Here is a 12,995-nt window from a genome sequence, read left to right on the forward strand (position 1 = left end):
GAGCGTTCGTCGCCGACCCGAATCCAGCGTCGTCACGACCCCGTCGGATTTCGCCAGGCTCTTCCCGGGAACGGGTGGGGCGCTCTACGGGAGGGCCTCCCACGGCTGGATGGCGTCGTTCCAGCGTCCCGGTTCGCGGAGCAGGATCCCGCAACTCTACCTCGCGGGCGGGAGCACGCATCCGGGCCCGGGTCTCCCGATGGCGGCCCTGTCGGGACGGCTCGCGGCCGCGAGCCTCGTTCAGGACTTCGGTTCGACGAGCCTGTCGCGCCGGGCGGCTACGCGTGGTGGTATGTCGACGCACTGAGCGACGATGGACGCTACGGGCTCACGCTCATCGCCTTCGTGGGCAGCGTCTTCTCGCCCTATTACGCCCTGGCACGCCGGCGCGGGAGGCCGGACCCTCTCCACCACTGCGCGGTGAACGTCGCTCTCTACGGCATCTCAGGCCCGTCCTGGTCATGCACCGAGCGCGGCCATTCACGCCTGCATCGCGCCGGGTCGTCGCTCACGATCGGGCCGAGTTCCCTCGAATGGGTCGGTTCGAGCCTCGAGATACGGGTCGACGAGGTTACCGCTCCGTGGCCGCGCCCGCTCGAGGGCGTCATCCGAGTGCATCCCCAGGCCCTCTCCGATCAGACCTTCGATCTCGACGGAGACGGTCGGCATCGCTGGTTCCCGATCTCGCCCTGCGCGCGGGTCGAGGTCGCCTTGACCAATCCGGAGCTGAGATGGAGCGGGCACGGCTATCTCGACGCGAATGACGGAGATGAGCCGCTCGCGGACGCCTTCTCGCAATGGCATTGGTCCCGGGCGACGATGGAGCGCGGAACGGCCGTTCTCTATGATGTCGTCCGGAAAGACGGCGCCAAAGCGTCCGTGGCGCTCCGTTTTGACCCGGCCGGCGGCGTACATGACGAAGAGCCTCCGCCGCCTGCGCCACTGCCCCGAAGCTTGTGGCGCGTGGACCGGGAGACGCGATCCGACGGGGGCTCGCGAGCGTCCGTCCGACATACGCTCGAGGACGGGCCCTTCTACGCACGGTCCGTGCTGCAAAGCCGATTGTTCGGAGAGCCCGTGACGGCGATGCATGAAAGCCTGTCGCTCGACCGGTTCAGCGCCCCCTGGGTCCAGGCGATGCTGCCCTTCAGGATGCCCCGCCGCGCCAGTTGAGAGCGGGCTACTTTTTCGGCTCGTCCGTGCCGAAGACATGCGACGCCGCAACACGATTGCGACGGCTCCGCAAGAAGTACGCAAACGCACCAATGAGGACCAGCAACACCGCTATCAGTGTGAAGAGGTTCAGGCCTGACAGGAGGGCCGTATTGTCGGTCATGTGGGTCGTTCCTAGCTCATCGTCGAAGAGATAGAGAAGAACGCCCCGGGCGGAAAAGAGTTCGACGGCTCGGCGTCGCTACGGTCCTGCGCTACTTTTCGACCTTGCCTCTCATCCGAGACAGCTCGCGCCGGGTTCGTACAATGTCCCAGACGGCCCAGCCGAGGAGCAGTCCGAAGACGAGAAGCAGCTCGATCAGACCATACGACCCCTCATCCATGGCGGTTCTCCGGGCCCGACCTCGTCAGACGTCAGTCACGCTCTTCCGGATGCGCCGGATCCGGATCGCCGCCAGCAGGAGCACGACGGGAATGCTCGCCGCCATGGCGAGATCCGGGTTCAGGTCGATGCCGACGGGCTTCAGCCCTTTCACGGCGTAGCTCACGAGCCCGACGACATAATATGTCACGGCCGCGATCGAGAGACCCTCGACCGTCTCCTGCAGCCTGAGCTGGAGCTTCGCGCGTCGGTTCATGGAGCGCAGGACATCCTGGTTCTGCTCGCTCCGGGTGACGTCGATCCGGGTCGACAGGAGCTGGGTGGCACGGGCGACGCGGCCCGCCAGCGCTTCCTGCCGGGCTGCGGCGGCCCGGCAGGTGTTCATGGCCGGAGCGAGACGCCGCTCGACGAACTCGCCGAAGGTCTGCATGCCGGCGATCCGAGCCTCCCGCAACTCGCCGATCCGCTGCTGCACGAGGTCGTAATAGGCGGCCGCCGCGCTGAAGCGAAAATGGTTCTCCGCACCACGGCTCTCGATCTCGGCCTCGAGCTGGGTCAGCCGGCCGAGAAGGGTCGCTTCGTCAGCCTCGCGGCCCGCAGCGAGGCTTGTCGTGATGGCGGCGAGTTCCCGCTCGGCTCGGCCGAGAAAAGGCGTGAGCGCGCGGGAGACGGGAAAGGCCAGAAGCGCGAGCGTCTTGTAGGTGTCGATCTCGAGCAGCCGCTGCAACAGGCGGCCGGTCTCCTGGGGCGTCAGATCGTGATCGGCGATCAGGAAGCGGCTGAACCCGCCGGCATGGATCCGGAAATCGGTCACGGCGGTCGTCGCCGTTCCGCCGATCTCGGATCCGATCAACACGCTTACGCCGAAAGATCGCCGCGACAGCGTCTCGAGCGTCTCCTGTCCGCCGATCCTCACCTCGGCGTGGCTGGCCGCGATCACCTCGCCCGGAAGCCGGGCGATGAAATCCTCCGGCACGCGATCCAGCGCTGTGGAGTCGAAGGGCTCGGAACCGGCACCTTCGGCGACGAACATGTAGCGCGAGTATTCGGTATGTCGCTCCCAGCGGAGCCGGAACGTGCCGAGGTCGCCGCTGAAATGGTTCGCGTCCGCAGCCGGCGGCGCCAGGCCGAGCCCGCGAGCGAGGTCCGTCAGGCAGCGGGTTTCCTCGTCGCGTTGGGCCGGTGTCTGGAGAAGGGCCAGATAGGAGACCTGGACCGGCGCCCGCAACGCCTCCGGTGGACGGGCATGGACCTCGCCGTTGAGTTCGGCCCGCAGCGGGTGATCCGGAGGACGGCGCATCGGACCTCTGCCGGGCGGCTAGGGCTTCCGGATGGAAGGGTCAACCGGACCGGCAGGATAACCGGGCGAGGTAGCAGCACAAGCCTCCTGCTCCACTGGCGACGCGTCCAGCACCTGGATGGCGCGGGCGAATGCGATGATGCGGTCCGCGATCTCGTGCGGACGCTCCTCGTGGGCCAGATGGCCGAGGCCGCGGCGTTCGTCGATCGTGGTGCCCGGAACGAGCGACCGGACCTTCGCGGCCGTCGACGGCGGGACCGACCGGTCGTTGCTACCCACGATCTGCAGCAAGGGTATCGCGAGGCCAGGAAGGTCGCGCTCGAAGGCGTCGAGCTCCCAATTCGCCATCATCCCGAGCGCCGCCCCGACATGGGAGGGGCTTCCGACGAGGCGGCGATAGAGGTCGATCCCGGTCCGGTCGAGGCTTGAGCCCTGGTCGGCGATGAGACGCTCGACCGAACTCCGGCTGGACATCGTCGCGACGATGAGGCGGGCGGCAAGGTCATTCGAGGCGAGCAGCTTGGCCAGCGGCGAGAAGAGATGCCCGGCGACGCCTCGGAACCCGAGCAGTGCTCCATTCAGGCTGACCAGGCCCTTGGGCTGGATGCGCCCGTCCAGCACCATCCGGCACAGGATCGCGGCGCCCGCGGAATGGCCGACGGCAAGCGCCGGCTCGCGGCCGAGCGCGGCGAGAAGCGCTCCGAGATCCACCGCCATGCCGGGCATCGACAAGCCGCGCGACGAGGGAGGTCGCGACGTGAAGGCATGGCCAGGGAGGTCCGGGGCAACGACGGTGAAATGACGGGCGAGGGCCGGCAGGACGTCGCGCCAGGAATGCGTCGAGGCTCCCATGCCGTGCGCGAGCACGAGAACGGGACCCTCCCCGGCCACCTGCACGTGCCAGGACAGGCGGCCGACCCGAGCGAAGGTCGAAGCCTCCCGGTTCGGCCATTGCCTCCCGTCCCGATCCCAGACGAGGTCGCGGCTCACCGGCCGGCCCCGCCCGGGGCGGCGGCCGCGAGTTCGTTGCGGACGATCCCGGAGAGGGTCGTGGCGTCCGCCGCCGGCAGGGGAAGGTAGCGGGCGCCCATGGCGGCCGCTATCGCGGCGGCGGGGGGATGCGGCCGCGGCGATGTATCGATGAACAGCACGGTCGCCCTCCCGGTCCGGAGACGCTGCGCAGCTGCCGTCGCATCGGCGGAGGCCTGCTCCCGCCCGCCCGCCCCGTCCCGGGCGACATTCGCCCGCCCGTCCGTGAGGAAGACCAGGACTGCGCTGCCGCCTCCCTGGGCGATGACATCGGCGAGCGTCGCGGCATCGTCGATCGCGGCCGCGAGCGGCGTGCCGCCGCCGCCCGGCAGGGCCGCGAGGCTTCGTTTGGCCCGGGTGAGCGACCGCGTCGGGGGCAGAAGAAGTTCGGCCGCAGCACCCCGGAAGGAGATCAGCGCGACGCGATCGCGCCGGACATAGCAGTCCGCCAGCAAGAGCTCGACCGCGCCTTTCGCCTCCGCCAAGCGCTGGAAGGCCGCGGAGCCGGAGGCATCGACCACGAAGACGGTGGTCGTCTCGGTCCGGCGTTTCAGGCGCGTGATGCGGAGATCGTCCCGGCGTATCGAGAGCCGGGTGTCGCTGCCGGCATCCCGCCGCAGCGGCTGCCACGGCGCCGCGGCCCGCAGGGTCTCGACCAGGTTGAGACGGGCGCCCCGTGTCGGTTCCCCCCGCAGCGTGCCGGCCGGGCGACCCCGCCTGCGGTCGCGCTGCAGGGCGCCGGACCCGCCCGCACCGGGCGTCCTCGCCCGACCCGCCGGTCCGGACCGCAGTTGCTCCAGGAGCCCGGCCGGAATAGCGGCTGCAGTCGCGGCGAGCACCAAGTCGTCGAGAGCAGGCGCGTCCGGAGGGCTATCGGCATCGTCCGGCTCGCTCTCCCCAGCGGGTTCCGGCTGAGCGTCGGGCGGCGGTTCGCTCTCGGGCGGGGGCGAGGCTGCCTCGTCCGGGGGAGCGGGCAGCCGGGTCGCCCGGCTGGACAGAACCAGCCTCGCCGCAAGCGCCACATCCTCCGGCGCGGCCTCGGATCGGCCCGCGACCGCCGCAGCCGCGCGCGCAGCCCGAACCGCGAAGGCCGGAGCCCGCAGGGATTCTACCCCGAAGGCCCAGGCGGCGGCGCAGAGCGCCTCGAGCGCATCGTCCGGGACGGAGGTCGCGGAAAGGCGCCCCCTCGCCTCTTCGATGTCGCGGGCCGAGAGAGCTGGCCGAGCGTCGACGGGCTGGACATCGGTGAGATCGACGTGAAAGGCGAGGCGATCGGCGAGGGCAGCCGGTACGCGCTCGTCCGCTTCGATGCCCTCGTCGAGCGCGACGAGCCCGATTCGGGCCGAAGAGCGGAGCGCGAGCCCGTCCCGCTCCGCCGTCACCTCTCCGGTGTCGAGCACGCCGGTGAGCCGGGCTGCCATGCCGGCGGCGAGGCGCTCCGCCGACGGCAGCAGCACGACCCCACCATCCGTGGCGGCCAGGAGCCCGCGTTCCGCCACCGGCCGACCCGACCGCAAGGTCGCGGCGAGATCCAGACCGCCGAGAAGGCGCTCGTCGCCGGCATGCAGCGGCACGCGGGTGACGGGGCAGGAGGCCGGCAGGGCGTTCCGCAGAAGCGCGAGCCACCGGTCACGCGGCGGGCCGATCCGGGCTCGGAGCCAGACCCCGCCGAGACCGGCCGGATCCACGGCCAGGAGTTCGGCGGCGAGGCATGCGTCGCTCCAAGCCGCGGCTCCGGGCCGCTCGGCTTCGGCAAAAGGCGCCGCGTCCTGGGTCACGGGCCGAACAGCTCCGTCACGGCGCGTTCCACGCGCACGGTGGAGCCGGCCTCGTCCAGCGGATTGCGCCGGAGCCGATGGCGCAGGGCCGATGTCGCGATCCGGCGGAGATGGTCGTTGCCGACCTCCTGCGCCGCCTCGAAACTCGCGAGCGCGCGAGCCGCGCGAACGAGCGTGAGCTCGCCCCGCAACCCGTCGGTTCCGAGCGCCATGCAGAGTCGGGCGGCGGTCTCGAGCGCGGCGTCCGGCAGCACCACCGACGGCAGCCGCGCGCGCGCCGCGACCAGCCGCTTTCGCAGGCGCGACTCTTCCTTCTCCCATCCGGCCACGAAGGCCGCCGGATCCCGGTCGAAACTGTCGCGCCGCCGCACGACGTCGATGCGGGTCGGCATGTCGGTCGGGGTTTTAACCTCGACCGAGAGGCCGAACCGGTCGAGGAGCTGCGGCCTGAGTTCGCCCTCTTCCGGATTGCCGGTGCCGACCAGGACGAACCGGGCTGGATGGCGGATGCTCAATCCCTCTCGCTCGACCACATTCTCGCCCGACGCCGCGACGTCGAGGAGGAGGTCGACGAGATGGTCCTCGAGCAGATTCGCCTCGTCGATATAGAGAAACCCGCGATGCGCCCGCGCCAGGAGGCCCGGCTCGAAGGCCTTGATGCCCTGGGAGAGCGCCTTTTCGAGATCGAGCGCACCGACGACCCGGTCCTCGGTCGCGCCGAGCGGAAGGTCCACGACCGGGACGGGCACGAGCTCGACCTTGAGGCGCGCCTTGCCGGCCTCGGCGGCGCGCCGGCGGCATTCGTCGCAGGCTGCGCCCGCCTCGTCCGGCGAGCAATGGTAGCGGCAGCCCGCCACGACCCGCATCGGCGGAAGCAGGGCCGCCAAGGCCCGGACCGCCGTCGATTTCCCGGTGCCGCGATCGCCGAAGACCAGGACGCCACCGATGCCGGGATCGACCGCGGCGATCATCAGCGCGGTCTTCATCTCGTCCTGCGCGGCGATGGCCGAAAACGGGAATACTGGCTTCATCGTCACGCTGTTTTCCGAAGTGGAGCGAGCTTAGGTTCAAGCCGCGGGAGGCGATAGGTCGGCCACGAGGTCAGCGCAGCATGAACCACAGGATCGCACCCGCAAGCGCGAACCCGCCGACCGCGCTCGCCATGCCGACCAGAACGGCCCCGAAAGCCAGATTGCGGAAGCGCCCGGCCTCGCGCGATGCGGCAAGGGACGCGGCCGTGTCGCGGATGAAGGGCTCCTGCCAGCCGCACTCCTGGAGGGACAGCGCCGTGCCCGACCGCTCTTGCGCCAGATAGGTGAAGCCGGTCGCGAAGGCCGCGACCGTGAGGCCGAAACCGAAGAGCGCGAGCGGCAGCACCAGGGCCAGCGCCAGGGAGCGATGATCGCGCAGCGACCCGGTGACGAAGAGGAGCGTGGCGACGGCCGCGCCGCCATTGATGAAGGACACGGCCTTCAGGATGTCCGCGCTCATCGCGACGAGCGGCGCCGTCGCCGCCGCGACCGCTTGGGCATGCGCGGCGTGGACCCGCTCGGCCGCGCCAATCGTCGGCCCGCCCTCCCCCGCCGTCATCCGCCCGGCGTCCGGCGGCGGCTCACGCCTGCCAGCCCGCGGGCAGGCGGGCCCGCAGCTCCGCTCCGGCCTCGTGCCCGATCCGGTGGGCGTCCTCGACCGGCCCGGACAGGGTCGTCTCGACCGCCTCGCGCCCATCCGGCGTGAGCACCAGACCACGCAGCTGAAGCTGCCCATCGTCGAGCGTCGCGTGGCCGGCGATGGGCGTGCGGCAGGAGCCGTCCAGCACGGCCAGGAAAGCCCGTTCCGCGTCGAGCGCCCGCTCGGCGGCGCGGTCCGAGATGGAAGCGATCGCGGTCCGGACCCTCTCGTCGCCGATCCGGGCCATGATGGCGATCACGCCCTGCCCGACGGCCGGCAGCATGTCGTCCAGCGACAGGATCGAGGTCGCGTGCGCCTCAAGGCCGAGGCGCTTCAGACCGGCCAGCGCGAGGAGCGTCGCGCCGACCTCGCCATTGGCGAGCTTGGCGAGCCGCGTCCCGACATTGCCGCGGAGCAGCGTGACGCGAAGGTCCGGGCGGGTGCGGAGCAGGATGGCCTGGCGGCGGAGCGAGGCGGACCCGACGACGGTCCCGGCCGGCAGGCCGGCGAGATCGGGCGCGAGCGAGGTGATCAGCACGTCGCGGGCGTCCTCCCGGGCCAGGCATCCGACGATGGCGAGCCCGTCCGGAAGCGCCGTCGGGAGATCCTTCGCCGAATGAACCGCGAGATCGATACTGCCTCCGAGCAGCGCCTCGTCGAGCTCCTTCGTGAACAATCCCTTGCCGCCCGCAGCCGCGAGGGAACGGTCCAGGATGCGGTCGCCCGTGGAGACCATCGCGTTCAGCGGCAGCTCTTCGGCCGAACGGCCCAGCGCCGCCCCGAGTGCGGTCTGGACCGCATGGGCCTGGGCGAGCGCGAGCGGGCTCCGCCTCGTGCCGATCCACAGGAGCCCGGAATCGGACATCGTCCCTCTCACTCCCGTTTCGCGGCCCGGGTCCGCGTGCGGACGTCCGCAGCATGCCCGGAGGCCCTTGAAGGCGCTCGTTTTTCGACCCGTCGGATCTAGCAGTGACGCCAACCCCGAAGCAAGGCGCCGCGACCCGAGTCCAGAGCATGCCGTCTCGGAGCGCCGACGCCGAACCCGCCGCTACATCTCGATCATTTGCCTGATGCGTGACGCCATCGCCTCGACCGGGAAAGGCTTGGTCAGCACCGCCATGCCGGGCGCCAGGTGCCCGTTGCCCAAGACGGAATTCTCCGCATAGCCGGTGATGAACAGGACCTTGAGGTCCGGCCGAGCGAGGCGGGCGGCGTCGGCCATCTGGCGGCCGTTCATGCCTCCGGGCAGACCGACATCGGTCACCAGAAGGTCGATGCGCACGTCGGATTGCAGCAGCTTCAGTCCGGCGGCGCTGTCCGGGGCCTCGAGCGCCCTGTAGCCCAGGTCCTCGAGGATATCGGCAACCAGCATCCTGACGGTCGGCTCGTCGTCCACCACGAGGACGGTCTCGCCCTGCTCGGAGCGGGGCAATGCCGGCGGCTTGCTCGCGCCGTCATCGGTGTCGATCTCACCATAATGGCGGGGCAGATACAGGCACACCGTCGTGCCCTGGCCCACTTCGGAATAGATCCGCACCTGCCCGCCCGATTGCTTGGCGAAACCGTAGATCATGCTGAGACCGAGCCCGGTCCCTTCACCGATGGGCTTCGTGGTGAAGAACGGCTCGAAGACCCGCGCGATCACCGCGGGCGTCATGCCGGTGCCGGTGTCGGTGACGCACAGGGACAGGTATTGTCCGGGTGGCATGTCGTGGTGGCTGGCGGCACGGTCGTCCATCCATTTGTTGGCGGTTTCGACCGTGATGCGGCCCCCGTCCGGCATGGCGTCGCGGGCATTGATGCAGAGGTTCAGCAAGGCATTTTCGAGCTGCGGCGGGTCGACCAGGGCGGGCCAGAGGCCGGACACGCCGACGAACTCGAAGGAAATGGAGGGGCCGACGGTGCGCTGGATCAGCTCCTGCATGCCCGTGACCAGCCGGTTCACGTTGGTGGGCTTCGGATCGAGGGTCTGGCGACGCGAGAATGCGAGGAGGCGGTGGGTCAGTGCCGCTGCACGCCTCGCTGCGCCCTCGGCGGCCGTCATGTAGCGCTCCACGTCGTGGAAGCGACCCTGCTTCATGCGGGTCTGCATCAGCTCGAGCGAGCCCGAGATGCCGGCCAGCAGGTTGTTGAAGTCGTGCGCCAGGCCGCCTGTCAGCTGCCCGACGGCTTCCATCTTCTGCGCCTGGCGCAGGGCCTCCTGAGCCTGGACCAGTTCGGCCTGGCTCCGAAGTCGCTCGGTCACATCGGTGACGAACTGGTAGCAGCCGATACGGTCGCCCCCCGCGTTGCGCAGCGCCCGGAACTTGATCTCGTAATACGGTCGGCTCCGGTCTGGATCCCCGTAATCCTCGACGATGGTCAGGTCTTCGCCAGACAGGCCGCGCGCCCATCCAGCTCGCACCTGCGCCTGATGATCGGGCTGGTCGGCCAGCAGGGCCAGCAGGTTGTCGCCCGCCTTCGGTCGAACGCCGTAGATGCGCTCGAACTCGTCGGCATTGGCCTTGTTGATCCCGAGGATCGTGTGGTCGAGATCGGCTGCCAGGAACATCATGTCCGTGGTCTCGACGACCGAAGCCAGCAGATTGCGTTCCGCCGTCCGCTCCAGGACCTGACGCTCGAGGCTCTCGTTCAACCCTCGCAGCGCCTCTTCTGCCTCCCACGTTGCCGTGATGTCCCTCGAGATCGACAGGATCTTCTCGGGTCGGCCATGCTTGTCCAGGATAGGCGTGACCCGCACGTCCCAGAATCGCGGCGTGCCGGCCATCGTGGTGGCGTGCCCCTGGAACTGCGCGGGCCGACCGGCTCGCGCCGCGGCGACCGCGGCCTTGGCGTCCCGATTTCCCTGATCCTGCCAGAAATCAGGCCAGGGACATCCCTGGATGGCGTTGAAGTCGCTCACCTCCATGACGCGCTGGCCGCCCTCGCTCATGAATGTCAGCCTGGAATCGAGATCGAGCACCTTGATACAGTCGTCGCTGCTGGCGAGAACGCGCCGGTTGAACTCCTCGCTTTCCTGCAGAGCGATCTGCGTGACGTGCATCTCGGTCACGTCGTGACCCTCGGCGAAGATGCCCGTGACTTCCCCGGCCGAGCCGGTCACGGGCTGGTAGACGAGATCGATATAGCGGTCCTCGACCGGACCGCCCGGCGTGCGCTGCAGGCCGACCTGCAAGGCCTTGCCCCGGAACACCGTCCCGGTCGCGTAAACCTCGTCCAGCAACTCGAAGAAGCCCTGGCCCGCGACCTCCGGAAGAGCCTCTCGGACGGGCTTGCCGACCACGTCGCGATGGCCGACGAGCTGCATATAGGCCGGGTTGGTGTATTCGAAGACGTGAAGCGGGCCGCGCATCGTCGCCATGAAGCCGTGGGCCTGGCCGAAGAGCTGCCTCAACGTCCAGCGTTCGGCTGCAAGGCCTCGTTCCGCCAGCACTTGGCCAGTCGTTTCGCTGCAGGCGCAAAACAGACCGTCGATCGTGCCCGTCTCGCCCGGGACAGGCGTGTAGGAGAAGGCGAAATGGGCCTCCTCGGGAACGCCGTGGCGGTGAAGCGTCAGCTGAAGGTCGTCCATATGCACGGGGTCGCCGGCGAAGACGCGGTCCATCAAAGGGCGGACTTCGTCGCCGATTTCCGGCCACACCTCGAAGAAGGGCCGTCCCAAGGCGGCCGGATGCCGGGCACCGAGCAAGGGCGCGTAGGCGTCATTGTAGAGGAGCACGCGCTCCGGCCCCCAAGCGATGAACATCGGCTGGCGGGAGCCCAGCATGACCCGCACGAGCGTCACCACCGGTTGCGGCCACCTCGATTCCGAGCCGATCAGGGTTTCCGACCACGGATGCGAGCGCATCAGCTCGCCCATCTCGCCGCCGCCGGTCAGGAACGTGACATCGCCGCGCATAGGATCAAACGCGTTCACAGGAGCCGTGTCCGGATCGCAGTGGCTCGGGGCCTTCGAATGTGGGCGATCGCATGGGGATATCAGCCGCAGAGAATGCTGGCGCTCCCAAGGGGAATCGAACCCCTGTTTTCGCCGTGAGAGGGCGACGTCCTAGACCGCTAGACGATGGGAGCTTCCGGCAGGCCGACACGCGTCCTATACTGGCGGGATGCCGATGCCACAAGTCACGACCGTCCCGGTTCCGGCCTCTCCGGCCGGGGAGCCGTTGCGGCCGCCCGGCCGAGTGAGCGCGATTGGTCGGCGACGATGACCGAACGTGTTCTCAATCTCGCGACGCTGGATCGTCCGGGGCGGCTCGATCGCGCGCTCGCGGAGGCCTGGCCCGACCTGTCGCGGAGCCGGCTCCAGGCGTTGATCCGGGACGGGCATGTCACCGTGAACGATGCCGTCGTGTCGAACCCGGCTGCGCGCTCCGCCGCCGGGACGGTTCTTTTGCGTGAGCCCGACCCGATCGATCCCGCGCCGATGTCGGAGGCGATTCCGCTCGAGATCGTGTTCGAGGATGCCGAGGTCATCGTGATCGACAAGCCTGTCGGGCTCGTCGTTCATCCGGGCGCAGGTCACGACCGGGGCACCCTCGTGAATGCCCTGATCGGCCATTGCGGGGCGAGCCTGTCCGGGATCGGGGGCGTGCGCAGGCCCGGCATCGTCCACAGGCTCGACAAGGACACGAGCGGGCTGCTGGTCGTCGCCAAGACCGATCGCGCCCATCAGTCGCTCGCCGAGCAATTCGCCGATCACGGCCGCAATGGTCCGCTGGAGCGGGCCTATCTCGCCTTCGTCTGGGGCGTGCCCGAGCCGAAGCAGGGATTGGTCGAGGTTCCGCTAGCCCGGTCCTCGACCCAGCGCGAGAAGATCGCGGTCGCGACGGCGGAGCGGGGGCGTCACGCGCTGACGCGCTACCGGGTGGAGGCTGAGTTCCGGGACGGCGGCGGCGAGACGGTCGCGAGCCTCCTGCGCTGTACGCTCTCGACCGGACGGACGCACCAGATCCGGGTCCACATGGCCCACCTGCGTCACCCGCTGATCGGGGACGCGCTCTACGGTTCGGGCTACCGGACGAAGTCCACCCGGCTTGAGCCGGAGGCTCGCGCCGTCGCCGAAGAGCTCGGCCGGCAGGCGCTCCATGCGACCCTGCTGCAATTCTCGCATCCGACAACGGGCGAGATCATGCGATTCGAGAGCGACCTGCCGGCCGATCTCGCCCGGCTCCGGGCGGCTTTGGAGGGTTAGGCCGACCCGAATGGTCGGTCCATGACAAGGATGCGACGAAATCGAACTTGGCGCGTTGGAAGCGAAACCCGAACACGTCGCGCCCCTTTTCGGCCATTCTCTGCGTTCCTATATCCTGGGGTCGCGGTCGCCGAACGGGGCCGTATTGGGCCGGCCGACAAGCGGCGGCCCTGAGGAGGTCAGATGGCTGGCGCATTACCGGCATTGGCAAGCGAGGGGGGACTCTCGCATTATCTGAACGAGATCCGTCGCTTCCCCATGCTCGAGCCGAGCGAGGAATTCACCCTCGCGAAACGCTGGGCCGACGACGGCGACCGAGAGGCGGCGCACCGCCTCGTGACCTCACATCTACGCCTCGTCGCCAAGATCGCGATGGGTTATCGCGGCTACGGCCTGCCGATCAGCGAGGTGGTCAGCGAAGGCAATGTCGGCCTGATGCAGGCCGTGAAGCGCTTCGATCCCGACAAGGGC

At 69.4% G+C, this 12,995-nt stretch carries 12 protein-coding genes, 1 tRNA gene and 1 pseudogene; 4 read left to right on the forward strand and 10 right to left on the reverse strand.

Annotation, left to right across the window (positions count from 1 at the left end; genetic code table 11):
• Together ACFE87_RS23580 and ACFE87_RS23585 are read left to right on the forward strand one after the other, a co-directional pair.
• Positions 1-307: pseudogene (locus ACFE87_RS23580) on the forward strand (CrtD protein); the annotation flags it as partial.
• A 38-nt stretch (positions 308-345) separates the two neighbouring features.
• A complete protein-coding gene (locus ACFE87_RS23585) occupies positions 346-1,173 on the forward strand; it encodes a hydratase (protein ID WP_375462102.1) in 828 nt (275 codons plus the stop codon).
• A gap of 7 nt (positions 1,174-1,180) precedes the next feature.
• Here the strand turns inward: ACFE87_RS23585 and ACFE87_RS23590 are convergent, their stop codons facing one another.
• The 10 genes from ACFE87_RS23590 to ACFE87_RS23635 all read right to left on the reverse strand — a co-directional run bounded on the left by ACFE87_RS23590 (position 1,181) and on the right by ACFE87_RS23635 (position 11,404).
• Positions 1,181-1,336: a hypothetical protein gene (locus tag ACFE87_RS23590; protein WP_375462103.1), complete on the reverse strand. Its 156-nt coding sequence runs from the start codon at positions 1,334-1,336 to the stop codon at positions 1,181-1,183.
• A gap of 91 nt (positions 1,337-1,427) precedes the next feature.
• Positions 1,428-1,556, reverse strand: a complete 129-nt coding sequence (locus tag ACFE87_RS23595; protein ID WP_375462104.1) for a hypothetical protein — start codon at positions 1,554-1,556, stop codon at positions 1,428-1,430.
• A 24-nt stretch (positions 1,557-1,580) separates the two neighbouring features.
• Positions 1,581-2,855, reverse strand: a complete 1,275-nt coding sequence (locus ACFE87_RS23600; RefSeq protein WP_375462105.1) for a DUF3422 family protein — start codon at positions 2,853-2,855, stop codon at positions 1,581-1,583.
• Between the two features lie 18 nt (positions 2,856-2,873).
• Positions 2,874-3,845 (reverse strand): alpha/beta fold hydrolase BchO, encoded by a 972-nt coding sequence (gene bchO, locus ACFE87_RS23605; RefSeq protein WP_375462106.1) that lies wholly within the window; start codon positions 3,843-3,845, stop codon positions 2,874-2,876.
• A complete protein-coding gene (locus ACFE87_RS23610; RefSeq protein ID WP_375462107.1) occupies positions 3,842-5,662 on the reverse strand; it encodes a magnesium chelatase subunit D in 1,821 nt (606 codons plus the stop codon). The genes bchO and ACFE87_RS23610 overlap by 4 nt, the downstream gene beginning before the upstream one ends.
• Entirely contained in the window at positions 5,659-6,693 is a 1,035-nt protein-coding gene (bchI, locus tag ACFE87_RS23615; RefSeq protein ID WP_375462113.1) for a magnesium chelatase ATPase subunit I, read from the reverse strand. The genes ACFE87_RS23610 and bchI overlap by 4 nt, the downstream gene beginning before the upstream one ends.
• Before the next feature lie 70 nt (positions 6,694-6,763).
• Complete coding sequence (locus ACFE87_RS23620) at positions 6,764-7,252, reverse strand: hypothetical protein (protein WP_375462108.1); 489 nt, start codon at positions 7,250-7,252, stop codon at positions 6,764-6,766.
• Positions 7,253-7,274: 22 nt separating this feature from the next.
• Positions 7,275-8,198, reverse strand: a complete 924-nt coding sequence (hemC, locus tag ACFE87_RS23625) for a hydroxymethylbilane synthase (RefSeq protein ID WP_375462109.1) — start codon at positions 8,196-8,198, stop codon at positions 7,275-7,277.
• 183 nt (positions 8,199-8,381) lie between these two features.
• Positions 8,382-11,231 (reverse strand): PAS domain-containing protein, encoded by a 2,850-nt coding sequence (locus tag ACFE87_RS23630; RefSeq protein WP_375462110.1) that lies wholly within the window; start codon positions 11,229-11,231, stop codon positions 8,382-8,384.
• A gap of 97 nt (positions 11,232-11,328) precedes the next feature.
• Positions 11,329-11,404 (reverse strand) — tRNA-Glu (locus tag ACFE87_RS23635).
• A 133-nt stretch (positions 11,405-11,537) separates the two neighbouring features.
• On the opposite strand from ACFE87_RS23635, the gene ACFE87_RS23640 reads away from it, so the two are divergent.
• Positions 11,538-12,524 carry an RluA family pseudouridine synthase gene (locus tag ACFE87_RS23640; protein ID WP_375462111.1) on the forward strand — a complete coding sequence of 329 codons (987 nt, stop codon included), beginning with the start codon at positions 11,538-11,540 and terminating at the stop codon, positions 12,522-12,524.
• A 183-nt stretch (positions 12,525-12,707) separates the two neighbouring features.
• A partial coding sequence (locus ACFE87_RS23645; RefSeq protein WP_375462112.1) for a sigma factor occupies positions 12,708-12,995 on the forward strand: 288 nt, incomplete at its 3' end.

The organism is uncultured Enterovirga sp. (assembly GCF_964242715.1).
GTDB lineage: Bacteria > Pseudomonadota > Alphaproteobacteria > Rhizobiales > Beijerinckiaceae > Enterovirga.

Bases quoted from the DNA above. Each gene is read 5' to 3' on its own strand.
- ACFE87_RS23600 (WP_375462105.1), bottom strand. From the start codon at position 2,855: ATGCGCCGTCCTCCGGATCACCCGCTGCGGGCCGAACTCAACGGCGAG.
- hemC (WP_375462109.1), bottom strand. From the start codon at position 8,198: ATGTCCGATTCCGGGCTCCTGTGGATCGGCACGAGGCGGAGCCCGCTC.
- ACFE87_RS23595 (WP_375462104.1), bottom strand. From the start codon at position 1,556: ATGGATGAGGGGTCGTATGGTCTGATCGAGCTGCTTCTCGTCTTCGGA.
- ACFE87_RS23620 (WP_375462108.1), bottom strand. From the start codon at position 7,252: ATGACGGCGGGGGAGGGCGGGCCGACGATTGGCGCGGCCGAGCGGGTC.
- ACFE87_RS23630 (WP_375462110.1), bottom strand. From the start codon at position 11,231: ATGCGCGGCGATGTCACGTTCCTGACCGGCGGCGGCGAGATGGGCGAG.
- bchI (WP_375462113.1), bottom strand. From the start codon at position 6,693: ATGAAGCCAGTATTCCCGTTTTCGGCCATCGCCGCGCAGGACGAGATG.
- ACFE87_RS23640 (WP_375462111.1), top strand. From the start codon at position 11,538: ATGACCGAACGTGTTCTCAATCTCGCGACGCTGGATCGTCCGGGGCGG.
- ACFE87_RS23590 (WP_375462103.1), bottom strand. From the start codon at position 1,336: ATGACCGACAATACGGCCCTCCTGTCAGGCCTGAACCTCTTCACACTG.